17 protein-coding genes are annotated in these 24,070 nt (G+C 54.4%); 14 read left to right on the top strand and 3 right to left on the bottom strand.

From position 1 onward, the window contains the following. Positions 1-714 precede the first annotated feature (714 nt). From glgB to FE783_RS28375, 5 genes are all read left to right on the top strand, one after another. Complete coding sequence (glgB, locus tag FE783_RS28355; RefSeq protein ID WP_138882757.1) at positions 715-2,643, top strand: 1,4-alpha-glucan branching protein GlgB; 1,929 nt, start codon at positions 715-717, stop codon at positions 2,641-2,643. Between the two features lie 135 nt (positions 2,644-2,778). Further along, entirely contained in the window at positions 2,779-3,942 is a 1,164-nt protein-coding gene (locus FE783_RS28360; RefSeq protein ID WP_138882758.1) for a glucose-1-phosphate adenylyltransferase, read from the top strand. Next, the gene (glgD, locus tag FE783_RS28365) at positions 3,939-5,051 is read left to right on the top strand and encodes a glucose-1-phosphate adenylyltransferase subunit GlgD (RefSeq protein WP_138882759.1); all 1,113 of its coding nucleotides are present in this window, start codon (positions 3,939-3,941) and stop codon (positions 5,049-5,051) included. The genes FE783_RS28360 and glgD overlap by 4 nt, the downstream gene beginning before the upstream one ends. A 76-nt stretch (positions 5,052-5,127) precedes the next feature. Beyond that, positions 5,128-6,558 (top strand): glycogen synthase GlgA, encoded by a 1,431-nt coding sequence (gene glgA, locus FE783_RS28370; RefSeq protein ID WP_138882760.1) that lies wholly within the window; start codon positions 5,128-5,130, stop codon positions 6,556-6,558. 23 nt (positions 6,559-6,581) lie between these two features. Next, positions 6,582-8,546 (top strand): glycoside hydrolase family 15 protein, encoded by a 1,965-nt coding sequence (locus tag FE783_RS28375; protein WP_138882761.1) that lies wholly within the window; start codon positions 6,582-6,584, stop codon positions 8,544-8,546. A gap of 227 nt (positions 8,547-8,773) precedes the next feature. Here FE783_RS28375 and FE783_RS28380 read toward each other — a convergent pair whose 3' ends face one another. Continuing rightward, positions 8,774-9,619 carry a helix-turn-helix transcriptional regulator gene (locus FE783_RS28380; protein WP_138882762.1) on the bottom strand — a complete coding sequence of 282 codons (846 nt, stop codon included), beginning with the start codon at positions 9,617-9,619 and terminating at the stop codon, positions 8,774-8,776. A gap of 116 nt (positions 9,620-9,735) precedes the next feature. Between FE783_RS28380 and fabF the strand changes: the two genes are divergently transcribed. The 3 genes from fabF (at position 9,736) to FE783_RS28395 (ending at position 12,699) form a co-directional block, all read left to right on the top strand. Then, positions 9,736-10,974: a beta-ketoacyl-ACP synthase II gene (gene fabF / locus FE783_RS28385; protein WP_138882763.1), complete on the top strand. Its 1,239-nt coding sequence runs from the start codon at positions 9,736-9,738 to the stop codon at positions 10,972-10,974. A gap of 127 nt (positions 10,975-11,101) precedes the next feature. Then, positions 11,102-11,791 carry a phosphoribosylaminoimidazolesuccinocarboxamide synthase gene (locus tag FE783_RS28390; RefSeq protein ID WP_138882764.1) on the top strand — a complete coding sequence of 230 codons (690 nt, stop codon included), beginning with the start codon at positions 11,102-11,104 and terminating at the stop codon, positions 11,789-11,791. A gap of 293 nt (positions 11,792-12,084) precedes the next feature. Next, positions 12,085-12,699 (top strand): class I SAM-dependent methyltransferase, encoded by a 615-nt coding sequence (locus tag FE783_RS28395; RefSeq protein WP_138882765.1) that lies wholly within the window; start codon positions 12,085-12,087, stop codon positions 12,697-12,699. A 122-nt stretch (positions 12,700-12,821) separates the two neighbouring features. Here the strand turns inward: FE783_RS28395 and FE783_RS28400 are convergent, their stop codons facing one another. Beyond that, a complete protein-coding gene (locus tag FE783_RS28400) occupies positions 12,822-13,679 on the bottom strand; it encodes an AraC family transcriptional regulator (protein ID WP_158302075.1) in 858 nt (285 codons plus the stop codon). Positions 13,680-13,786: 107 nt separating this feature from the next. Between FE783_RS28400 and FE783_RS28405 the strand changes: the two genes are divergently transcribed. The 5 genes from FE783_RS28405 to FE783_RS28425 all read left to right on the top strand — a co-directional run bounded on the left by FE783_RS28405 (position 13,787) and on the right by FE783_RS28425 (position 21,610). After that, on the top strand, positions 13,787-15,502 hold the full coding sequence (locus tag FE783_RS28405; protein WP_138882767.1) for a DUF4091 domain-containing protein: 1,716 nt from the start codon (positions 13,787-13,789) through the stop codon (positions 15,500-15,502). Between the two features lie 41 nt (positions 15,503-15,543). Continuing rightward, positions 15,544-16,833 (top strand): ABC transporter substrate-binding protein, encoded by a 1,290-nt coding sequence (locus FE783_RS28410; protein ID WP_138882768.1) that lies wholly within the window; start codon positions 15,544-15,546, stop codon positions 16,831-16,833. A gap of 14 nt (positions 16,834-16,847) precedes the next feature. Then, positions 16,848-18,164, top strand: coding sequence for an ABC transporter substrate-binding protein (locus FE783_RS28415; RefSeq protein WP_138882769.1), 1,317 nt, complete (start codon positions 16,848-16,850; stop codon positions 18,162-18,164). A gap of 78 nt (positions 18,165-18,242) precedes the next feature. Then, on the top strand, positions 18,243-20,162 hold the full coding sequence (locus FE783_RS28420; RefSeq protein ID WP_138882770.1) for a glycosyl hydrolase family 28-related protein: 1,920 nt from the start codon (positions 18,243-18,245) through the stop codon (positions 20,160-20,162). A 119-nt stretch (positions 20,163-20,281) separates the two neighbouring features. After that, complete coding sequence (locus FE783_RS28425; RefSeq protein ID WP_238403291.1) at positions 20,282-21,610, top strand: Gfo/Idh/MocA family protein; 1,329 nt, start codon at positions 20,282-20,284, stop codon at positions 21,608-21,610. Between the two features lie 46 nt (positions 21,611-21,656). Here FE783_RS28425 and FE783_RS28430 read toward each other — a convergent pair whose 3' ends face one another. Then, entirely contained in the window at positions 21,657-22,550 is an 894-nt protein-coding gene (locus FE783_RS28430; RefSeq protein ID WP_138882771.1) for a helix-turn-helix domain-containing protein, read from the bottom strand. A gap of 168 nt (positions 22,551-22,718) precedes the next feature. On the opposite strand from FE783_RS28430, the gene FE783_RS28435 reads away from it, so the two are divergent. Further along, positions 22,719-24,065, top strand: coding sequence for an ABC transporter substrate-binding protein (locus FE783_RS28435; RefSeq protein ID WP_158302076.1), 1,347 nt, complete (start codon positions 22,719-22,721; stop codon positions 24,063-24,065). The last annotated feature ends 5 nt before the right edge of the window (positions 24,066-24,070 follow it).

Consider the following 24,070-nt stretch of genomic DNA (forward strand, 5'->3'; position numbering starts at 1 on the left):
ACAGTTTGCTCGTGCCCGCAGTTTTATCTCTACCCTCCGTAAGCAAGGCCTCCCGGTCCTCACCTCCCTAACCTCCGTTCTTTGTGGTGAATTTCGTTTTGGATGATTATGGAACCTAAGTAGTAACTCGAAATTTCACTATTACTGAACTTAAGTTCAGTAATAGTTACTCCAAGTTCACTGTTCCCCCAATTACCGAGAAGTGTAGTCAAATAGCGAAATGAGCTTCACAAATAAGCAAAATTGGTTCATTGTTCACCTGACATGCTTTTTCGTTAACTTCGCTAAGACGATAAATCGAAGTGCAAGGTGGTAAACCAAGGAAAACTTTCGGTATTCGGGGTCCTCGAAAAGTACATGGTGCAACTTCGAAGGCTTACGTCACTTATCGGGGTGAGAGAGGCGGTCGCTGCATCTTCGAAGTACGTCGATAGAAGTTTTCTTGGAATAAGCTCCGGGTTTATTTGTGTGAGGAATTATGTCGCAAGAAGACAGTTTGTGCAAGGAAAAAGGTCGAATCCATATAATTCTTCTTCTATTTTTGTTGAAAATGATCGAATTGATAAAATTTTTAGAAAACTCGGATGAAATACGTTTTGTTTTCCTCTATAATAAGGAATGTAAGTTGCATTGCTTGTTAGGATTCTTTACAGAACTTTAACATTGAGTAAATTGGCTGTACATCATCCTCGGTCCAAGGAGGTGCCCCAAGGCATGGCAACCGTTTCTCCGTACGTCACTTCCGACGATCTGTACTTGTACAATCACGGCCAATTGTTTCGCGCCTACCGTACCTTCGGCGCACACCTTTGCCGGATCGGCGGCGCCAAAGGCGTACGGTTCACCGTATGGGCGCCGAACGCGAATGAAGTAAGCGTAGTGGGGGATTTCAACGGATGGGAGGGGGCCGGGCACCGGCTGCAGCGGAATGGAACGACTGGCGTATGGAGCGGATTCGTGCCCGGCATCCGGGAAGGAACGATTTACAAATACGAGCTTGTCGACAGGCATGGCGGCAAAAGGCTGAAAGCCGATCCGTTTGCCTTTCAGGCCGAGCTCAGACCCGGGACCGCATCGGTCGTTACCCGGCTGGACGGGTTCCGGTGGAACGACGCGGGCTGGATGAGACGCAAGCGCAAGTATCCTCCGTATGAGCGGCCGATGCTCATTTACGAAGTGCACTTGGGCTCGTGGCGTCTGGATGGTCCCGAACAGTTCCGGACTTACCGGCAGTTGGCCGAAGAATTGGTCGACTACGTCGAATCGAGAGGCTACACCCATATCGAAGTGCTGCCGTTAACCGAGCATCCGCTGGATCTTTCGTGGGGATATCAGACGACCGGCTATTACGCGGCCACAAGCCGATACGGTCCGCCCGAAGGGCTGCAGACGCTCGTGGACAGCTGCCATCGGCGGGGCATAGGCGTCGTGCTCGATTGGGTGCCGGGACATTTCTGCAAGGACGACCACGGCCTGCGGCTGTTCGACGGAACTACGTTGTACGAGGATGCGAACCCCGGAAGAGCGGAGAAGCCGCTGTGGGGGACGCTCGCTTTCGACTTCGCCAAGCCCGAGATTCACAGCTTCCTGATCTCGAATGCCATGTTTTGGCTGGACGTCTACCATATCGACGGTTTGCGGGTGGACGCCGTAGCGAGCATGATCGACCTTCATTTCGACAAGCCGCCGGAGCTGCGCACATATAACCGGCATGGCGGCACCGAGCACCTCGAGGCGCTCGAGTTTTTGCGCAAGCTGAACGAAACCGTATTTCGCTTCTACCCCGACAGCCTGATGATCGCTGAAGATTCGTCCGCCTGGCCCGGCGTCACGGCGCCGACCTATAAGGGAGGCCTCGGCTTCAACTACAAATGGAATATGGGCTGGATGAACGATATGCTCCGTTATATGGAGACCGACCCCGCTCATCGTCCGGCCCGGCATTCGCTCGTTACCTTCTCGATGATGTACGCCTACTCCGAAAACTACATGCTGCCTCTCTCACATGACGAAGTTGTTCACGGCAAACGTTCTCTGCTCAATAAGATGCCCGGCTGTTACGAAGAAAAATTTGCAAATTTGCGGTTGTTTTACGGGTATTGGACCGCTTTTCCCGGCAAGAAGCTGCTGTTCATGGGCGGCGAATTCGGTCAATTCGACGAATGGAAGGATGCCGAAGCGCTCGATTGGATGCTGCTCGATTATCCGATGCACGGGGCGATGCACCGCTACATGAAGGATTTGAGCGCGATATACGCCAAGAAGCCCGCACTCTGGGAACGGGATCACGCCCCGGAAGGGTTTCAATGGATCGATGCCGACAATGCGGCCCAGAGCATCGTGACGTTTATTCGAAGGGGAAAGAAGGCCACAAGCCACCTGATCGCCATATGCAATTTTTCACGGAACTTGTATCCCGTATTCCGGCTCGGAGTGCCGTCAGGATCGGTCTACCGCATTATCTTCAACAGCGATGCCCCCGAGTACGGCGGTTCCGGTCAATACATGCCCGGACGGACGAAAGCCGACCGGCTGAAGCTCCACGGCCAGCCGTTCAGCGTCGAGCTTCCCGTTCCACCTTTAACGTTTCTCCTGCTCGAACCGGCGCCAAGCGCCGTCAAACGTGCAGCGAATGCCGAGTAAGGAACTTTAACGGAATTCCCGCCCTGACTGACGACCGGGGCAATGTGTAACGGCAAGTCCCGGTCGTCGGAGAGCAGATACGTTATTCCATTAAAATTCCCAAGTCGATCACACAACCGAGAGGGGAAATAGATTATGCGTAACGAATGCATCGCTATGCTGCTGGCAGGTGGCGAAGGCCGCAGACTCGGCATGTTGACGAAAGAGCTGGCCAAACCGGCCGTTCATTTCGGAGGTAAATACCGGATTATCGATTTCACGCTCAGCAACTGCGTCAATTCCGGCATCGATACCGTCGGGGTGCTGACCCAATACCAGCCGCTCGTGCTGAACCAATATCTCGGGATCGGCAGCCCGTGGGGACTCGACCGCCGGGAAGGCGGCATGCATGTGCTTCCCCCTTACGTCCGTCAGAAGGGCGGAGTGTGGTATAAAGGAACGGCCAACGCGATTTATCAAAATATCGGGTTTATCGAGCGCTACAATCCGGAGTACGTTCTCGTTATTTCCGGTGACCATATATACAAAATGGACTACGATCTGTTGCTGGAATCGCATAAAAGAAACCGCGCCGACGCCACGATTGCGGTCATTACGGTACCGTGGGCCGACGCCAGTCGGTTCGGCATTCTGAGCGTCGACGAGGATGGCCGGGTCGTCGAATTCGCCGAGAAGCCGAAGCAGCCGACGAGCAATCTCGCTTCGATGGGCGTCTACATGTTCTCGTGGCCGGTTCTCCGGGAGGCGCTGCACCATGATGAAGCCGACAGCCGCTCCTCCAACGATTTCGGCAAGGACATCATTCCGACGCTGCTCCGCGACGGGGCGCGGCTGTTCTCGCACCGGTTCTCCGGCTATTGGAAAGACGTTGGCACGATCGAGAGTCTGTGGGAGGCGAATATGGACCTGCTGGACGACGAGCCGGCATTGGACCTGAATGACCGCTCGTGGCGCATCTACTCGGTGAATCCGAATCGGCCCGCGCATTATGTTTCGCCGGAAGCGACCGTTCAAAGCTCGCTCATTAACGAAGGCTGCATTGTGGAAGGAAGAGTCAACCGCTCCGTACTGTTCCATGGCGTGAAGATCGGCAAAGACGCCTTCATCGAAGATTCCGTCATTATGCCGCATGCGGTGATCGGCAGAGGAGCGAGAATCGTCCGGGCGATCGTCGGCGAAGGCGCCGTCGTAGGGGACGGCATGCAGATCGGGAGCAATGATTCGGCTGAAATCGCCGTAGTCGGCAGATGTCAAGACGTATCGGCGGAACAATCACTCGAGGAGGCGAAATCGGTATGAAATTGCCAATGATGGGCGTTATCAACCTGATTCACGAAACGGAGGATATGGGAGCTTTGACGGCGAACCGCTGTCTCGCCGCGGTTCCGTTCGGCGCAAGATATCGTCTGATCGATTTCGTGCTCTCTTCGATGGTGAATTCCGGTATTCCGAAAGTGGCGGTGTTCGCGCATACGAAGTTCCGCTCGCTGATGGATCATCTCGGCTCCGGCAGCAATTGGGATTTGCACCGCAAGCAGAACGGCTTGTTCGTGCTGCCGCCGGCGATGGAGGACCAGAGCGATTTCGGCAAAGGGGACCTGCATCACTTCTACCGCAACCGCGACTATTTCGCACGAACCAACCTGGAATATGTCGTCGTGACGCGCAGCCATATGGTGTGCAACGTCGATTTCGCGCGCGTGCTGGAGTATCACCGGGATCGTCAGGCGGACATTACCGTCGTCTGCAAAAAATGGCCGAGAGCGGAAACCGGTCTCACCCGCAAAGCGAAGCTGGACGCGAACGGACGCGTGCTTGAAATGCAGGACCATTTCGGCCGGCTCGAAAGCGACATCGTTTCGATGGAAATGTATGTGCTCCGCAAGGAGCTGCTGATCGAGCTGGTAGAGACGACGCTGGCGCAGGGGCGCGACCATTTTTTCCGCCATGCCATCCTCTCCAGGCTGAACGAGCTGAACGTCAGCGCCTATTTGCATGACGGGGCGCTAGGTGTCGTCAACACAATTCCGGCGTATTACCGCCATAATATGGATTTGCTCGATCCGGACGTGTGGAACGATTTGTTTTTCCAGCCGAACCCGATCTATACGAAGGTGAAAGACGAGCCGCCGACCCGGTACCGCAGCGGAGCCCAAGCGGTTCATTCGCTCATCGCGAACGGCTGCGAGATCGAAGGAACGGTGGAGCGCAGCATCCTGTTCCGGGGCGTGAGGGTCCGCAGAGGGGCGTACGTCCGCAACAGCATCGTGATGCAGAACGGCATCGTCGGCGAGGGCGGCTTCCTCGAGAACTGCATTTTGGATAAAGAAGTGGAAATCCGGCCGCTGCGGGAATTGAAAGGCTCGATTCACGTGCCGTTCGTCGCCCTGAAACGGAACGTCATATGAATGGGCGGGTCTAACCGGCCTGCCTTGCATGGAAACAAGTCCGCCGCTAAGCGGAACACCGATGGGAGGGAAATGAATGAACGTCTGGTTCGCGGCATCCGAGGCGATGCCGCTTGTGAAGACGGGAGGACTCGCCGACGTCGTCGGAGCGCTGCCGAAATCATTGCTCAAACGGGGCGTCGACGTCACGGTCGTGCTGCCGAAATACGGGGAAATTGCTGCATCCTTTACCGAAGACGCGGTTACTTTGGATACATTTCACGTGTCGCTCGGCTGGCGCAGCCAATATTGCGGGCTTCAGGAAATAACGGTCGACGGCGTGCGGTTTCTGCTGATCGACAACGAGTTTTATTTCAATCGGGGAAGCTTGTACGGCTATGGCGACGAAGCGGAGCGGTTCGCTTTCTTCTGCTTCGCTTTCATGGAAGCGTTGGGGCGTGCGGAGCGGCTTCCGGATATCGTACATTGCCACGATTGGCAGACGGGGCTCATTCCGTTTCTGCTGCGGACCCGTTACGCTTACAACCCCGCGCTGCGGGACATCCGGACCGTGTTCACGATTCATAACCTGATGTACCAGGGCGTCTTTTCCCGCGATTTGCTGAAGGACCTGCTTTCGGCCGGCGACGATTTGTTCGGCGAGGACGGCTTGGAGTTTTACGGAGCGGGCAGCTGTATGAAGGCGGCGCTCCGTTATGCGGACAAGCTGACGACGGTAAGCCCGACGTACGCGCTGGAAATTCAGACGGGAGAGTATGGCGAGAGGCTGGACGGGGTGCTGCGTCAACGGGCGGGAGATTTGAAGGGGATCGTGAACGGAATCGACACGGACATTTTCGATCCGATGAACGACTCGCACTTGAAAGTGCCTTACCGCAATTCGCTTTCGAAGAAGCGGCAAAACAAGTCGGCGCTGCAGGAAGAGCTCGGCCTGCCGGTCGACGAATCGGTTCCGCTGATCGGGATCGTCTCCCGGCTTGTCGGACAGAAAGGGATCGACCTGATCGGCGAAGCGCTTCCGGGGCTTATGGAGGAGAAGCTTCAGATCGTCGTTCTCGGAGCGGGCGATCCGGGGTTTGAAGCGATGCTTCGCGATGCCGTATGTCGTTATCCGGGCAAGCTCGCGGTATGGTTCGGCTTCAACGAGGGGCTTGCGCGGCGCATCTATGCGGCGGCCGATATGTTCCTGATGCCGTCGCGCTTCGAGCCTTGCGGGCTGAGCCAGCTTATTTCGCTCCGTTACCGCACCGTGCCGATCGTCCGGGAAACCGGCGGACTGCGCGATACGGTCGAAGCTTACAACGAGTTTACGGGCGAAGGAGACGGCTTCAGCTTCGGCCCCGCCTCCGCGCACGATTTGCTGTACACGGTCAGACGCGCGCTGTCGTTCTATGAGGACGCGGATACGTGGAAGCGGATCGTGATGAACGGGGCGAAGAAAGACTGCGGGTGGGACGGTTCCTCCAAGCAGTATCAGCAGCTTTATCGGGAGCTTTTGATCGGGTAAATTTCAGCGGAAGGGACTATACTATGGCCCGGCATTTGGTTATCGGAAACGGTAAATTTTTGATCAATCTGGACAACAGGTGCTTCATCCGGGATATTTACTACCCCTACGTGGGGCAAGTAAACCACACCGGGGGACAAGCGTGCCGTTTCGGTGTATGGAGCAACGGTGCGTTCGCCTGGCTGGACGATCCGGAGTGGCATATCGAGCTCGGCTATATCGATAATTCGCTTGTGACGAACATAATCGCCAGAAATGAAGGTCTCGGACTCGAGCTGCATATGAACGACGGCGTGCACCAGCGCGAGTGCATCTACATCAAACGGGTGTTTATCCGCAATTTGACCGGGGAGCCGAAAGAAGTGAAGCTGTTTTTTCATCAGGATCTGATGATCGACGGCAACGAGGTCGGCGACACCGCCGCCTATTATCCGGACAACCGGACCGTGTTCCATTACAAGAAAAAGTATTATTTCATGTTCAACGGAAGCACGAAGCTCGGCGGTATCCATCAATACTCGACAGGCATCAAACGGTTCCATTCTGCGGAAGGGACTTGGCGGGACGCGGAGGACGGCGAGCTGATGGGCAATGCGATCGCGCAAGGCTCGGTAGACAGCACGATCAGCCTCCGCGCGGTGCTGCCGCCGAGAGGCGAAGGCACGGTCTATTACTGGATGGCGGTCGGTCCGAATCTGGAAGAGGCGAAGCGTCTCGACCAATACGTGCAGGAAAGCCAGCCCGAGAAGCTGCTCAGCCGGATCGTCATTTACTGGAACCATTGGCTGTCGCGTGTCGGGGATGAACACGGTGATTTGCCGGGGAGCATCGTACGGCTGTTCAAGCACAGCCTGCTGATCGTCCGCACCCAGATTGACGAGCACGGGGCGATTCTCGCCGCGAACGATACTGATATTTTGCAGTACAACCGCGACCATTACAGCTATATGTGGCCCCGCGACGGGGCGCTTATCGCGGTGGCGATGTCGATGGCCGGGTACCACGGGACGGTTGCCCCGTTTTTCCATTTCTGCAACCGAGTGCTGTCGCCCGAAGGGTACTTGTACCACAAATACAATCCCGACGGGACGGTCGGGTCCAGCTGGCATCCGTATATCGTCGACGGAATTCCGCGCCTACCGATTCAGGAGGACGAGACGGCGCTCGTTTTGTTCGCCTTGTGGAAAGACTACGAGCGGCACGGGGAAATCGAGCTGCCGCAGGCATTGTACCCCACTCTCGTGCGCAAGGCGGCTTCGTTCCTGTGCGATTATGTGGAGCCGACGCTTTCGCTGCCGCTGCCGAGCTATGATCTGTGGGAAGAACGGTACGGTATATGGACGTACACGGTATCCAGCGTTTACGGCGGACTGATGGCGGCTTCTTATTTCGCCGACTTGTTCGGGGATTATGAGCGAAGCGATAAGTACCGGGGAGTGGCGGAGTGGATCAAGCGCGGGCTGCTCGCCCATCTATGGGACGAGGAATCGGGGCGGTTCGCCCGCGGGCTCGTTCAGCGGGAGTACGGCTGGGAGAAGGACATGACGCTGGAGAGCAGCCTGTTCGGTCTGTTCGAGTTCGGCGTGCTGCCGGCGAGCGATGACCGGGTAATCCGCACGATGAATGCGATCGCCCGGGATTTGGCCGTTCGGACGGAAGTCGGCGGCATCGCCCGCTATACGAACGATTATTATTTCCAGCAGAGCGGCGACATCGGACGCATTCCCGGTAACCCTTGGATCATCTGCACGCTGTGGGTGGCAGGCTTTCAGATCGAGACGGCTCTGACGCTCCATGATTTGGACGAGCCGCGCGCCGCTCTGGAAAAAGTAGCCGGGTGGACGCTTGCGGGAGGCAATTTGCCGGAGCAGCTTCATCCGGAGGACGGCACGCCGCTGTCGGTCGCGCCGCTCACCTGGTCGCACGCGACCTATGTGGAGACGGTGTGCAAATATGTGCGCAAGCGGGATCAGCTGCTGCGCTCGTGAGCAAGGGGACGGGGAGGGCGGCGGCGTTTGGCGCTGCCTTTCCAGCTTTCGTCGAAAAATAACAGTCTTTTGCGACTGTTATTTTTGCGTTTTGAGACAGATGCGCCGCATAAGAGATGTTTGCGACTGTTATGTTGAGCTTTTCAGCGAGGGCCGGTCAATCGCTGGGAATAAGAGTCGCAAACATCTTCTATTTTGCCGAAATTCCCGATTTTTCCGCTGATTGCTCAACCATCTTCCAACCGGCTTATCAAGCGCTTCATCTTCGCCTCCGTATCTGAGCCGGCCGAAGGCGTGTAGACGCTGCAGCGCAAATCGGCCCGTTCTTGCACCTGCAACGAAGTGAGGTCGAACAGCATTTTGCCCGCCTTCGCGTGGCGGAATTCGATGAACACCTCCGGAGCGGAGCTGACGTCGTTAATGTCCCACAGCTTGCGGAATTCCCCGTTAAGCTGGCTCAGCCGCTCGGTGAACTCTCCGTACCACGCGTCTCCGACATATTTCCCGTAGTAATAGCGGAATATCGCCAAAAAGCCGCGTACGAAATCTTCCCAGTTGACCGCTAGCGCTCGCAGCTCCTTTCTCGTGAACAGCAGCCATATCAAATTCCGCTCCTCCGGCGGAACCAGCGCGAAATCCATAAACACGGCCGCCGCCGCCTTGTTCCAGCCGACGATCCCGCATTTGCGGTCCGAAATAATCGTCGGGCAGTAGCGAAGCTCGCCCAAGATCCTATTCAGGGCGGGCGACAGCTCCGTCGGGCGCTCCTCGGCAGGAGCCGGAGCCGGCTGTTCGAACGCGAGCGTAAACAAATGTTTCCGCTCCTCCTCATTTAACTGCAGCGCGTAGGCGATCCGGTCCAGCACCTGCGCCGACATGCGGATGTCGCGGCCCTGCTCGAGCCAAGTGTACCAGGTCGTGCTGACTCCCGCGACTTGCGCGACTTCTTCCCGGCGCAGTCCGGGCGTTCTCCGGCGTCCTCCCGCTGGCAAACCGACCGATTGGGGCTGCAGTCTGGCGCGATGCGCGGTCAAAAATTCCGATAGTGCCAACAATCGTTGATCGTTGTTCATCTTCAGTCCCGCTCCTTTCGTTCCTATAACCGATTATACCAGGATAAACTATAACTTGTAATAGGATAAATCATATGGCATGCTAGCGGTAAGAAGGACGGAAGGGATGATAGCGCATGAAACGGGTAGTCATTACCGGAATGGGAGTCATTACGCCAGTCGGACACGATGTCGGGTCATTTTGGGCTGCATTGACCGCAGGCAAATCGGGAATTTCCGCGATAGATACGTTTGATGTGAGCTCGTACAAAACGAAAATCGGGGGGCTTGTGCGGAATTTCGACCCGGAAGTCGTGATCGGACGAAAGGAAGCGCGGCGGATGGACCGTTACTGCCAGTTTGCCGTCGCGGCGGCGAAGCAGGCGCTCGAGGACGCGGCTCTCGATTTGGAGCAGGCGGATACGAACCGGATCGGCGTCTACATCGGCTCGGGCGTCGGAGGCATTCAGACGATGCTGGACAATTACCGCACAATGCTTACTCGGGGGCCCGGACGGGTCAGTCCGACGTTAGTGCCGATGATGATCGCCAATATGGCGGCCGCTCAAGTGAGCATCCTTTACGGACTGAAAGGGCCGGTGCTCGCCCCCGTAACCGCCTGCGCGACGGGCAACAATGCGATCGGCGAAGCGTTCAAGCTCATTCAGCGGGGCGGCGCGGACGCGGTAGTCGCGGGAGGCTCCGAGGCGACGATAACGGACTTGTCGCTGGCCGGCTTCAACAGCGCTGGAGCGATGTCTACCCGTAACAACGAGCCGGAGCGGGCGAGCCGTCCGTTCGACGCGGAGCGCGACGGCTTCGTCGCATCCGAGGGAGCCGGCATCGTCGTGCTCGAATCGCTCGAGCACGCAGTGCGGCGCGGAGCGCGCATTCATGCGGAGATCGTCGGATACGGCGCCAGCGCGGACGCGTATCATATGGTCGCGACCGATCCCGAAGGGGACGGCGCTTACCGGGCGATGAAGGAAGCGATCGCGGATGCGGGGCTTGCGCCGGACGAGATCGATACGATCAACGCGCACGCTACCGGTACGGAGCTTGGAGACGTCTCCGAGACGAAAGCGATCAAGCGGCTTTTCGGAAGCAAAGCGTACGGCATCCCCGTCACGGCGAACAAATCGATGACCGGCCACACCTTGGGCGCGGCAGGGGGCATCGAGGCCGTGGCGCTGATCAAGACGATCCAGGAATGCGTTATTCCGCCGACGATCAATCTGGAGCATCCCGACCCGGAATGCGATCTCGATTACGTGCCGAATCGGGCGCGGAAGGCGGATGTGCGGATAGGCTTGTCCAACTCGTTCGGCTTCGGCGGTCACAATGCGGTCATCGTGCTGCGGAAGTACGAGGCGTAACGTAATTATTACATTACAAGTGGGCGCGGATAAGCCGTTAACCGCTATCGGCGTGTTGCCGAATGTTATGCTATACTATAAAATATTTGTTAAATCCAACCAACTGCTGCAAAAGGGGCTTTGTATCGTGAAACATTTGTATACGGGGAAGACGAAAGATGTATATGAGCTGGAAAACGGCAATTACATGCTGAAGTTTAAGGATGATGTGACTGGCGAAAACGGTGTGTTTGATCCAGGCGCCAATACAGTCGGTCTAGTGATGGAGGGTGCCGGGCGGGCAGGACTCCGCTTAACGACATTCTTTTTTGAGAAATGCAAAGCTGCGAACATTCCGACGCATTACATCGACGCCGACATCGAAAATGCTACGATGACCGTAGCACCTGCCACCGTATTCGGCAAAGGGCTTGAAGTCATCTGCCGATATCGCGCGGTTGGAAGCTTTCTTCGCCGGTATGGCCTGTATGCGCAGGAAGGGCGAGCGTTGGATGCATTTGTGGAAGTGACAATAAAGGATGATGCGCGTCAAGATCCGCCGATCAGCCAGTCTGCGCTTGAAATGTTAGGTGTTTTATCCGCGGGAGAGTATACAGCGCTGGAAAAACTGACGAAGCAAATCAGCCAACTCGTGAAGGACGAGCTTGGCAAGATGGGCATCGAGCTGTATGACATCAAGCTGGAGTTTGGCCGTTCGAAGAAGGACGGGCAAGTTATTCTAATCGATGAAATTTCCGGCGGAAACATGAGAGCCTACAAGGGTGGCGTGTACATTGAACCGCTTGAGCTGGAGAAGCTTATGCTGGCAGCGGAATAACCTGTTTGCGGCTATTTGAAGCAGCGTGCTCGGTAAGGAGAGACAGGATGGAGGGACCAAGTTCTTGTCATCCGACAAGACAAAGAAGAAGGATGTCGGGTGACAAGAATATCGTCCTATAAAATGCCGTGTAGATCGCGGCTTTTTTGTTCTATCCTAATATATTCTTGTCAAAACCGAATTGTGGAGAAAGCCTTTACTGTTGCGGGGGTGATCGGTCCGCAACGAATCCATCTGCGAATGAAGTCTTCTATAATCTTCTGAGAGTTATCGTCTTTTTCGAGGAGGGTACTATGGACAAAGAGAAACTTATCCGTAAATTCGACAATCAATCCAAAATTTACGAAGTGAGAAGGAAGAAGCAGTCGGAACGGAAATGGCGGGAAAAATTGATCGGGAGTGCAAAGGGGAAGGTTCTTGAGGTAGCTGTCGGTGCCGGAGCGAATTTTTACTTTTACCCCAAAGATGTGGATGTGACTGCTGTCGATTTCAGCGGTGCCATGTTATCCAAGGCAAAAGAGTCCGCCATGGTCAGCAATGTTCGGGCCAGATTCATTCAATCCGATATTGAATCGATTTCGTTTCTTGAAAACTCATTTGATACCATCGTCTCGACATTATCCTTTTGCGGTTACGAATATCCTGTTAAAGTGTTGGAATCGTTTAGCAGGTGGTGCAAGCAGGGCGGTCAAATTTTGTTAATGGAGCATGGCCTCAGTTCGAACCGATTGATCGGCAGCGCACAAAAGATTATAAAGCCGGTATTCCTGCGCATTGTAGGCTGCCATTTGGATCGTAATATGATCGATATTTTTCAGCGGTCCCCGATTCATATCCATCATATGGAACGCTACATGCTTAATACCGTTCATTTGGTGTGGGCGTCGCCAAACAAAGGTGAAGGTTAGTTCGGGCCGGAGGCGGTTTGGCAACGGATCGTGGGGTTGGAGGGGGCCGGGTTCTGCAGGTTCGATCCGGGTGCATAATGGTCCACTCCGGCCCACTTCAGTATCCGATGAATGCATTCCGGCTACTTCATATTTCGGAATATATTCGGCGCGATGCCTACGAATTTCTTGAATAGCCGCGAGAAATAGAAGACGTCTTTGTAGCCTAGCGATGCGGCGATTTCTTTCAATGTTTTGTCGGTATTTAGCATTTTGTTTTTCGCCTCGGCCACTTTGAGCCGGTGTACGTATTCGTTCAAGGAGTAGCCCGTATGTTTGCTTACGACCCGTTTCAACGTTGAGAACGAAATATGGTGCTTCTCGCACAGCTTATTAGCGTCAAACGGGGAATACAGCGATTCGGAAATATCGTACAGCAGCCGAATGCTCGCTTCATTTTTAGCGTTATTGGACGAATCCGAACCGCTTTCCAACAATTCGAACAGCAGCGATTCCAGCAGCAGCGCCGCACGATCCGCGTTGAGCGACACGCCGCTGTCCATCAGCATAAAAATACGCGCTATTTTGCTTCGGTGAGCGTCGTCGGCCTCCACCGATTTCACCTTATCCGGTTCGGTAAGCCAAGTGGCGAGCCAGTCCTGAATCCGCGGCCCCTCGATCGTGAAGTAATACTCGTCCCAGTTGCCGCCCGGCTCGGGACCGAAGTTAAAGGAAACACCCGGATAAAACAAAAACAAGCTATTTTTTTTAACCCGCTGCTTCTCCTCGCCGTTTACCTGGTAAGTTCCCGAACCCCCGGCAATATAAATGATCGCCCACTTGTCTACGTACCGGGCATTCCGTCTGTAAAACGTTCTCTCCGGCAAATGCCCGACATCGAGAATAATTAACGACTGATGCTTCAATTTGCGCTTGTCCACCTTCAGATCAATGATCCGGAACGGCTTCGAACTGATCTTATAGTCTATGTAATCGGTCAAGGCAGTCATTCCTTCTTTATCGGTTTGATGATAAATTTAGTATACATCCGGCCGGTTCGGCTGTATATCCGGAAGCAGCCAGAAAAATTTGTAGGAGCGCTGAAAGCATGAGGTTTGGTTTACAATCGATGTTTTACAAGGCAGTACGGGGGCACAATTCGTGGGCACAGCCGCTTAAAGAAACGCAGAACAAGCATATGGAGCTTGTATGCTGTCGCAGGGACAGTGCGGCGCTTCAGCTTGTTGTCTCCGACGATAACGATTTCCTACTGACGATCGGCACGGACCCTATATTTTGGAAGGGAGGGCCGCTGCGAATAGTGCGATTTGAGCTTATAGTCGATGGCGGCTTATCAGCGGACGTGAAGCTGATCGGGCTTATCGAAGACGACGACCGCTCCTTGAAGGCGGATTTGCTGATGGACGAGCGTGAAATCTTTGTCGAGAAGCGGGCGCTGCAGCCGATATGGATCGAATGCGCGGCGAGCGAGCATACGGCCTCCGGTGTCTACAACGGAACGATCAAACTGTACACGCATACGATGTTCGAGGATGAGCGTCTGGAAGGCGAGTGCACGTTCACGGTTACGGTAAAGCCGGACATGCTTCCGGAGCCCAAAGACTACGTCTTTTATCTCGATTTATGGCAGCACAATTCGAATATTGCGAGAAAGTATCAAGTGCCGCTCTGGTCGGAAGAGCACTACCATATTTTGGACCGATATTTGGAAAGCATGGGGCAATTGGGTCAAAAAACGTTGTCGCTGATCGTATCGGAAATTCCTTGGTCCGGCCAATTTTCGCACCGTGACTATAATCCTTCCAATTTATTCGAATACAGCATTGTTAAAGTGGTCCGTGGCCGGGACGGACAGTTCCATTGCGATTTCTCGGCATTCGACCGTTACGTTCGGCTGGGTGAAAAGCACGGCATTTGCGCTGAAATCGGGCTGTTCGGTCTGCTCAACATTTGGCAGGATCGCGACGCAGGCTACGGCGCAATCATAGAAGGATATCCCGACGGCATACGGGTGCGGTATCTGGATGAAGCTTCTGGAACTTACCGTTTCATTACAGAGAAGGAGCATCTTGAATCGTATATCCGGGCATTGGAAGCTCATCTGATCCGACGAGGCTGGATCGACCGGGTAAGGGTAGTGGCCGACGAGCCGGGGGATGCAGCTCTGTTTAAAGAAAGAATGGAATGCTTGCGCAAGGCGGCCCCGTCATTTCAATTCAAAGTGGCGATCCATCATGCCGATTTCATCCGGCAGGAAATCGAAGGCATTGCCGATTACGCGCCGCTATTGACATGCGTTGGAGCCGAATACGAGAAGCTGTCCGAGCACTTGCGCAAACGGGAAGGTCGAACGTTGTATTATGTAGCCTGCAACGTCGATAACCCGAACACATTTCTTCGCTCGCCTCCGCTGGAGTCGAGGCTGATGCCTTGGTTGTCGGAGAAGTTCGGACTGGACGGATTTTTGCGCTGGAGCTATACCGCCTGGGTTGATGAACCGCTGAAGCGGCCGTCTTACCGGGCTCCGGTCTGGAAAGCGGGAGATGCCAACTTTGTATACCCGGGCGCTGCGGGAAAGCCGCAATTGTCGCTTCGGTACAAGTGGCTGCAGCGAGGAATACGGGACTACGAGTTGATGCAGTTGATGAAAGCAAGCGGGCGGGGCGACGAAGTTCGGATTGCGGTAGATCGTGTAATACGGTTCAAAGATTCGCGGGAGCTGCATCCGGATGCTCGCAGGAAGAGCACGGAGCTGTTCAGTTTATCGGAAGCGGATTACGATCAGCTTCTTCAGTCCCTGTAACAGAAATTCATGATTTTTCGGAATGTAAGGTGGTTATTTCGATGAATAAATGGAATATTTCACGTCCGTTCATAACACTCGGTCTTCTGTCTCTCCTTGCCGCGGCTTGCAGCTCCGGCGCGGATACGAACGAAAGCTCCGCCACCGCCAATTTGAAGGAGTCTCCGAAAGATCCGGTCACTTTGAAATTTTTCATCAATGCTGCGTATTTGAACAACGATGAAGTGAAGATGTTTTTGATTGACCCGATTAAAGCCAAATACCCTCATGTTACATTGGAGATTTTGAGGCCATCCAAGGAAATTACGCTTGAAACGCTTATTTCGACAAACAGTGTGCCTGATCTGCATATAGGCTGGAACGGAGACTTGAGCTACTTGCAAGACATCGGCATCGCGGAGGATCTCGATCCGCTGATCAAGAGCGGGAGATTCGACCTGTCCAGGCTCGATTCCTCGGCGATCGAGGGTATGCGGAACGAAGCCTCTAACGGCCATTTATATGCGATACCTTATGCGATGAATTTCCAATTGATGTACTACAACAAAGACCTGATGGATCGTGCGGGAGTGCGGTATCCGACGGACGGCATGCTGTGGGATCAAGTTATTGAGCTAAGCAGGCAAGTAAGCGGGAAGCTCGGCTCGCCCTATAAAGGACTGGATATTAACTACCGGGATATGGCTTTCCAGCTTTCCTTGCCATTTATCGATGCGGCGACCAAAAAAGCGGCTGTAACGAGCGATGAGTGGAAAAAAGTGCTGGATACGGCGAATCGTGCTTTGAAATCGTCGACGGAACCGGATGAAAGCGCTAATTTCTTGACGAAGCGAAACGTTGCCATATGGGCGCACAAAAACCGCAACAGTCAGTTTAAACAGCCGTCGGAGCAAGGTTTGAACTGGGATGTGGCGCAATTTCCAAGCTTTGCAGATAAACCGGGTATAAGCAGCCAAATCGATGTTCATGTCGTCTATATAAGCCCGACGTCGAAGCATAAGGAAGATGCGCTGAACGTCATCAAGCTGCTTACCTCGGACGAAGTACAAACCGCAATGTCCCGCAACGGAAAGATGCCTGCTTTGAACAACAAGGCGATCATCAATCAGTACGGAGCCGACCTCGCTTATTTGAAAGATAAAAACTGGAAGGGCGTTTTCCAAGGCAAGTTCGGTTTGCCGCCTAGGCGCGTCTACGAGGATGCGAAAATTCAGGCGGCGACGGACAAGGCGTTCGCGGACTATTCCAAAGGCGCGGCGGACTTGAACACGGCGTTAAGAGCAGCCGCGGAGCAAATCGATCAAATGATGAAAGAAAAGCAAATGAAGTAATTGGGGGAACAGTAATGAAAAGGAACAAGTTCTCTGTTTTGGCTATGACAATTGTATGCGCTTTACTTAGCGCCTCTTGCTCGAGCGGCAAGGAGCCTAATTCGAAAGCCGCCGATTCCGGCGTCAAATCCGCCGAGCAGCAGCCGGTAACGCTGACCTTTTACACCCGTACCGTGCTGGACGATTTCGATCAGTATGTGAACCGGTTCGTAAAAAAGAAGTTCCCGCACGTGACGTTGAAAGTGATCGAAAACAAGCAGGGAACGCGGATCGAGGAGCTGGTGGCGGCAGGCGAGATTCCCGATATCATCTGGGAAGGATTGACGAACATCGGAACATTGGTTGATCTTAAGGTGCCGGTCGACTTGACGCCGCTCGCGCAAAAGAACGGCTTCAAGTTCGATAAGTACGATCCGAAAATGGTCGATACGATCAAGTCGTATGCGCCTAAGGGCGAAATCTACTACCTTCCGTACAACGTTCTGGCGTTCGCCCTGCATTACAACAAAGATATTTTCGATAAGTTCGGCATTCCTTACCCGAAGGATCAAATGACGTGGAGCGAAGCGGTAGAGGTCGGCAAGAAGCTGAACCGCAGCGATAACGGACAAACTTATGTCGGGCTTCGTCCTCCGCTCGATATTAACCGGATGCAGAGCCAGCTGTCGCTCGCCTATGTGGATCCGGCAACCGAGAAGGCGGTTGTGCACACGGATAAGTGGAAAAAGCTGTTCGAAACGTTCAAGTCCACATACGGCACGCCGGGGCAGCCGGTTGTCAAATCTTTCTTCGAAGCGCGTGACGAGTTTTTGAACAAACGGACCGTAGCGATGCTGCCGGATATTTTGCTGCTGCAAAACTCCGAGATGCAGAAGCTGGAGAATGAAGGGTTCAAATGGGATTTCGTTACATATCCGTCCTTCGAAGATAAACCGGGTATCGGTCCGGGCGTATTCTCCGACGGGTTCGTCATCCCGAACGGAAGCAAAAATCAGGATATCGCTTTCCAAATCGCCGCTTACTTAAGCACAGATCCGGAAGTTCAGCTGGAGGCCAGCAAAAATGGCCGCCTAACGGCCACGAACGACAAGAAGCTGCTGGAGCAGGCATTTGCCAACAATCCGGCGGCGAAGGGGAAAAACGTGAAAAGCGTCGTCAGCCAAAAGTATCCGGAGCCTTATGCGACTTCGTCGTATCATGCGGCTGCACGAACGATTGTGAACGGCCGTCTGCTCGATTACGTGAACGGCAAAAGCGATGTCAACACATTACTCCAACAGGCAGAGGAGCAAGTGAACAAAAAAGTCGGAGAAATGAAAGCAGCGAAGTAAAACGAAGCTTCAAGGAACGGACGGTAGTCCCCTGCAGCAAAACAATAACGGCATTTGCCGTCGAGTGGAGGATCACAAATGGGAAACGATCATGATATCCGAGAAAATCGGCCCGAGTCCGAAATACGGCACGACAATGACATGACAATTCGCGACGAGGAGGCGGCGACGCAGCACAAGCGGATCACTCGGCGAACGATGCTCGCTTCTCTCGGCATAACAGGCGCTGTCCTGGCAGCGGGCGGGCTGAACCAGTTCGGGGGAGCGGGTATCGCCTCGGCGCAGTTGAGCGTGTACGGCAGCGGCAACGGCGACAAAGGGGACAAGACGAAGCCGAAAGAGCTGATGGCTCTCGATTACTGCACGGCAGTGAGCATCGCCGGGCTGCGAGCTATGGCCGACCCCGATCCGTCGTGGATTTATTTCGTAACGGATCCGGGACAGGAGGGACACTTTTATTACGATGCAGCCGACCTGATCTCGTCGGACAACAATGCGGGAACCGTGCTGGTCGGTGCCATGGGAGCGCGCTTCAGGCGGGTCGTGCAGGGCGAGGTGAACGTCCGCTGGTTCGGAGCAAAGGGAAACGGACAAACGGACGATACGGTCTCGATCCAGGCTGCCCTTGATACCGGGCTCGGCGTATATGTTCCCGAGGGCCGATACCGGATCAGCTCTACGCTGATTATGCGGACTCCGGGACAACAGCTGCGCGGAGCGTCCAAGCAAGGCGCAACGATCTTCAACGATACTACTGACGCCAGACTGCTCTCGGTGGGAGATCCGGCCTTGAACCAGAACGGCATGGCGCCCTATTCCGGCATCAGAGATCTGGGTTTCGCAGGAAACGCTTCTACCGTCGCCGGAATAACGTTGTTCGGGAAACAGTCGGCGAACGCTACGTGGAAGGACGCTTCCAAAAACGTCTCCCTGTCGAACTTGGTTATCAACGATGTCGGGGCGGGAACGGCGCTGGAAGTATTTACATGGTCCAATACGATAACCGGACTGACCTTGTACACCGGAAATAAAGTAGGCATCGCCACGATGTGGGAGAGCAACGCCAATAACTGGTCGCACCTCTACATTACAGGTTGTGCGCAGGAGTCGATCATCGTCGGCGGCGAAGGGATTACTCGCGGCAATTCATTTACAAGCATTGTCGTCCAGCAATCGGGAGGGCCGGTCGGAGTAATCGATATTCGCCAAGCGGAAAACGTTCTGCTGCAGGGGATATATTCGGAAGCCAATAACAAAAAAGGTTCTCCGTGTGTCGTCAACGTGCGGGATACGGCAAGCGCGGTGTCCGTCCGGAACGTCAACCATCTTGGCGGCGGTGCGATCGTTGTACGCAATGCGGGAGCTGGAACGATCATCGAAAACGTCGTTTCTTCCAACCTTACCGGCGCGATCGTTCAGGTTACCGGGACCAAGGCGGTGACTTTTACATCCGATGTGCGCTATATGGATGGCGTCGTGCCAAGGGGAGTCGTATACGCCGATTTGTCGGCGAACAAGCAAAGCTTGTTTTTTGACGGCCGCAAGCTGGCGGCAGCGGAAGTCGTAATTGAAGGTCATTTGCGTCCGTCAGATGACAACGTTCGGAATTTGGGCAGCAGCACGAACAGGTGGGCCGCCGTCTATTCATCGACCGGGGTCATTACGACTTCGGACGGCAAGCTGAAAACGAACATTGCCGACGAAACGCTCGGACTCGACTTTGTCAACAAGTGGAGGCCTCGCGTATACAATCGAAGCGATAACGGAGACGCGCAGCTTCCTCATCACGGTTTTATCGCCCAAGAATTCAAGGCGATTCTGGACGAAATCGGAGTGGAGCATGCCGCCTACGTGGAGGAGGTACTCACGGATGAGGCGGGACGCGCTGCCGGATCCATCCGCAGCGGACTTCGTTATGAGCAATTAATCGCTCACTTGACGCTCGCTGTTCAGCAATTGGCGCAGCAGGTTCGCGAACTGAAAGCCGCTCAGTCGTAGCCGGTGCCAGTACGTCAAACTGAACAAATTCCGGGATAAACTGGACAAATCGCGGTGTTTCGCCGTGCCGCCCAAACCGTATACGATAGCTCTGTATCCGAAGCGGAGGAGTGGAGCTATTGACGAACCGGAAGATGGATGGAGAACTAGAAACGAATCGAACGGCTGCGGAGGGCGGACCGGTGACGGCGATCGTCGTAGGTGCCGGGCACCGCAGTATGCGCTATGCGGGGTATGCGAAGAAGCATCCGGACAAATTGGCGATCGTCGGGGTGGTCGAGCCCGATCCTGTGCGCAGACAGCTGCTGGCAAGTCAGTTCGGGCTGGCGGACGGCCGGTGCTATGAGTCGCTGGAGCAGCTTGTGTCCGGGCCTCAAATCGCGCAGGCCGCTATAAACGGAACGATGGACCGGTTGCATGTGGAGACGGCTATACCGCTGCTGGAGGCGGGGTACGACATTTTGCTGGAGAAGCCGATCTCGACTTCCGATGAGGACTTGTCCAAGCTTGCGGCTGCGGCGGACAAGTCCGGCCGGCTCGTTATGGTGTGCCACGTGTTGAGATATGCGCCGTTTTATCGGAAAATCAAGGAGCAGCTCGCGTCCGGGACGATCGGAGACATCGTCCATATCCAGACGAGCGAGCATGTAAGCTACCATCATATGGCTGTCGCGTATATTCGCGGCAAATGGAATTCGGTCGCGAGCTGCGATTCGTCCATGCTGATGGCGAAATGCTGTCACGACCTCGATATTATCGCCTGGCTTGCCGGCGACGTACCGGTTCGCGTAAGCAGCTTCGGCAGCCTTATGCAGTTTAAGCCGGAGAATGCCCCGGCCGGTGCGGGAACGCGATGCTTGCAAGATTGTCGGATCGAGGAAAGCTGCCAATATTCGGCCAAGAAGCATTACTTGGACCAAGGACGATGGGGCTTCTACGTATGGGAGAACGCCCATCTCGGCGTCGAGCCGGACGAAGCGTCCAAAGTCCGGTCGCTTGCGACCGACAATCCTTATGGCCGATGCGTCTGGCATTGCGACAACGACGTAGTCGATCATCAATCGGTCATCGTCGAATTCGGGAAGGGAGGTACGGCTTCCCACAATATGATCGGCGCTACGGCCAAGCCTTCCAGGACGATTCATATCGTCGGTACGAAAGGAGAGATCAGCGGCGTATTGGAGGACGGCTTCTTCACGATCCGTACTCCGGATGCCCGCAAAGGGCACGAGTATTCGGAAAAGAAAGTAGAGGTCAATGTTACCGGCGACAGCCACGGAGGAGGGGATATGCTGCTCGTGAACGATTTCGTCAAAGTGTTGAAGGGTGAAACGCCGTCGTTGTCGTTCACCTCGCTAGACACGTCCGTATTCGGGCACCGGATCGGCTTCGCGGCCGAGCGTTCGCGCCTCGGGAACCGGGTGGAGCCGATCCTCGTGCACCGGTAAACGGTTACATTTCATTTGCCGCTATGTATGCCGATTTCCATCTCGTTTAATCGTCGAGTGTATGCATAGGCGCCAGTCTGCGTATATATTCGCGCGGCGTGCAGTTGTTGTATCGTTTGAACAGCTCGTAGAAATGGGCCGTATTGGCGATTCCGACTTGGCCGGATATTTCCGTAATGCCGGTTTCCTCCGTCAGCAGAAGCCGTTCGGCCTTCTTGATCCGTTGGACGTTTATATATTCGACGAACGACAAGCCCATCACTTTTTTGAAATATTTGGAGAAATAGTGGTAGCTCATATTCATCATGCCGCTAATGTCCGCCATCTGGATTTTCTCTGACAAATGCTTCTCCACGTAATCGAGGACAGGGCGCAAGGAAGGGGCGTTCGCCTGCTCGAACGGCATGGCCGGCTCTTTGTCGTCGTAGCGCAGCAGCGTCAGCAGCAGATGCTTCACCTGAAGACTGGCGGCGATTTCGTAGCCTTTCGTCTTTTGTTCCATTTCATCCCTAATGCGGAGTATGGTCCGGGCAAGCTCGGATTTCATCTCCGCTTTTTGCCGTATTTGCTCATTTAAGGCGCTAAGCGGCCGGTCGATTTCCGAGAAGAAGCGGAAATGCAGCAGTAGAGCCGGGTCGAAGTAAGGCTGCAAATCGAAATGCAGCACCAAATAGACGAGCCGGTGTTCGTCTACTTTGCGCGTAATATGCGGCTGCATCGAGCCGATGACGAGCACATCCCCGGGCTCGAGCAAGTACGAGTCGTCCTGGACGCGAATTTCCATCCGGCCTTCCTCCATGTACAGAAATTCCAGCTCCTTGTGGTAGTGCCATCGCGGATTCCAGCCGAGACGGGTATACGTTTTGACTAATTGATATATATGAATGCACAGCAGGTTGCTCATATACTTGATCCGCTCGTCGAATGCGTCCAGATTCATCGAAATACTCACGCTCCCCCGGCAACAAATTTGGATAAAAAGTGAACAAAAGCTGTTCTATCGAACGGCCGAATAAGTAGGATACGATTATCTTGCAAGTAATTATAAAACCGCATCGGCTATTAATCAATCGCGATGGTTAACGGACCGGTGCAAGGGGGAACTTACATGCTTAAGACAATCAAATCGGTCGGCCCGGCATTGCTTGTCGCATCGCTCGCGGCAGGATGCGGCGGCGGGGGCGGAGCGGCCGCAGACAAACAAAACGGCACTGGGGACGAGGCGGCTGGCAAAACGGCGCAGCCGATCCAAACGACGAAGGAGGTTGCCTTCTTTACCGCCTTGGGCGATTTGACGGCCGATTTCGATTACAAATACGGCAACGATCTGCGCAAAAAATTTCCCGATTACAAAATTACGTTCGTCGAGAAGCCGGCCAAGAAAGGAGTGGCGGAGACGCTCGCGGCGGGGCAAAGCTTCGATGTGCTGTACAGCTCGATCGGAAACTTCGAGAATGACGTGCTTCCTTATGATTTGGCCTACGATATGAGCGAGCTCGTCAAGAAGCATAATGTCGATTTGACCCGGATCGAGCCGACCATTTTGGAAGCGGTTAAACAGGCGTCCGGCGGCAAGCTCTTCGGCATCCCGGTTCAGAACAACAATTTCGTGCTGTATTACAACAAAACGATTTTCGACAAATTTGGAGTTCCTTATCCGACCGACAATATGAGCTGGGATGAAGTTATTCAAGTTTCTAAGAAGCTGACCCGGGTCGATAGCGATACTTCTTATCTAGGGTTCGGACAAAGCCAGGCGCATACGGTCCGGCTGAATCCGCTGTCGATTCCGAACGTCGATCCGCAGACGAACAAGCCGACCGTCAATACGGACCCGCGCTGGAAAACGTTTTACCAGACGTTCTTCCTTCCGTTCGCGCAGGACCCGGTCTACCAGACGTATATCGCCAAGACGAAGAAGACGCCCGATCTGAACAGCTTCGTGCAAGAGAAAAACACGGCGATGTTTCCGTACTTGTCCAGCCTGATCTACACGTGGATCGACCAGTTGAAGGCGATGGATTGGGACATTGCGGCGATGCCTTCGTTCAAGGACAGTCCGGGAGTCGGCTCCGTCTCCTATCCGACTTACTTCGGAGTTGTCAAGCCGTCGAAAAATAAAGAAGCGGCGATGGAAGTGATCAAGTACATCATGTCGGACGAATTCCAGACGATTCTCGCCAAGAAAGCGATTATGCCGGCACTGCACAATAAGAGCGTGCAAGCGCAGCTTGGAGCGGATTCTCCGTTCAAGGATAAGCATTTGCAAGCGATATTTGCCAAGAAGCTGGCTCCTATTCCGCCGAAAACGATATACGACGCCGACGTGGCGACGGTATACAGCAATTACGGCATTATGATGCAGAAGGGCGAAACGGATTTGAATACCGGTCTGCGCCAGGCAGAGGAAGCGGCTATCAAAAAAATCGACGAGAAAAACAAAATCGTGAAATAGAGGTG

The organism is Paenibacillus mesophilus, assembly GCF_005938385.1.
Taxonomy (GTDB): domain Bacteria; phylum Bacillota; class Bacilli; order Paenibacillales; family NBRC-103111; genus Paenibacillus_AB; species Paenibacillus_AB mesophilus.

Excerpts from the sequence above, each read along its gene's own strand:
- glgB (WP_138882757.1), top strand. The coding sequence starts at position 715 with ATGGCAACCGTTTCTCCGTACGTCACTTCCGACGATCTGTACTTGTAC.
- FE783_RS28360 (WP_138882758.1), top strand. The coding sequence starts at position 2,779 with ATGCGTAACGAATGCATCGCTATGCTGCTGGCAGGTGGCGAAGGCCGC.
- glgD (WP_138882759.1), top strand. The coding sequence starts at position 3,939 with ATGAAATTGCCAATGATGGGCGTTATCAACCTGATTCACGAAACGGAG.
- glgA (WP_138882760.1), top strand. The coding sequence starts at position 5,128 with ATGAACGTCTGGTTCGCGGCATCCGAGGCGATGCCGCTTGTGAAGACG.
- FE783_RS28375 (WP_138882761.1), top strand. The coding sequence starts at position 6,582 with ATGGCCCGGCATTTGGTTATCGGAAACGGTAAATTTTTGATCAATCTG.
- FE783_RS28380 (WP_138882762.1), bottom strand. The coding sequence starts at position 9,619 with ATGAACAACGATCAACGATTGTTGGCACTATCGGAATTTTTGACCGCG.
- fabF (WP_138882763.1), top strand. The coding sequence starts at position 9,736 with ATGAAACGGGTAGTCATTACCGGAATGGGAGTCATTACGCCAGTCGGA.
- FE783_RS28395 (WP_138882765.1), top strand. The coding sequence starts at position 12,085 with ATGGACAAAGAGAAACTTATCCGTAAATTCGACAATCAATCCAAAATT.
- FE783_RS28405 (WP_138882767.1), top strand. The coding sequence starts at position 13,787 with ATGAGGTTTGGTTTACAATCGATGTTTTACAAGGCAGTACGGGGGCAC.
- FE783_RS28410 (WP_138882768.1), top strand. The coding sequence starts at position 15,544 with ATGAATAAATGGAATATTTCACGTCCGTTCATAACACTCGGTCTTCTG.
- FE783_RS28415 (WP_138882769.1), top strand. The coding sequence starts at position 16,848 with ATGAAAAGGAACAAGTTCTCTGTTTTGGCTATGACAATTGTATGCGCT.
- FE783_RS28420 (WP_138882770.1), top strand. The coding sequence starts at position 18,243 with ATGGGAAACGATCATGATATCCGAGAAAATCGGCCCGAGTCCGAAATA.
- FE783_RS28430 (WP_138882771.1), bottom strand. The coding sequence starts at position 22,550 with ATGAATCTGGACGCATTCGACGAGCGGATCAAGTATATGAGCAACCTG.
- FE783_RS28435 (WP_158302076.1), top strand. The coding sequence starts at position 22,719 with ATGCTTAAGACAATCAAATCGGTCGGCCCGGCATTGCTTGTCGCATCG.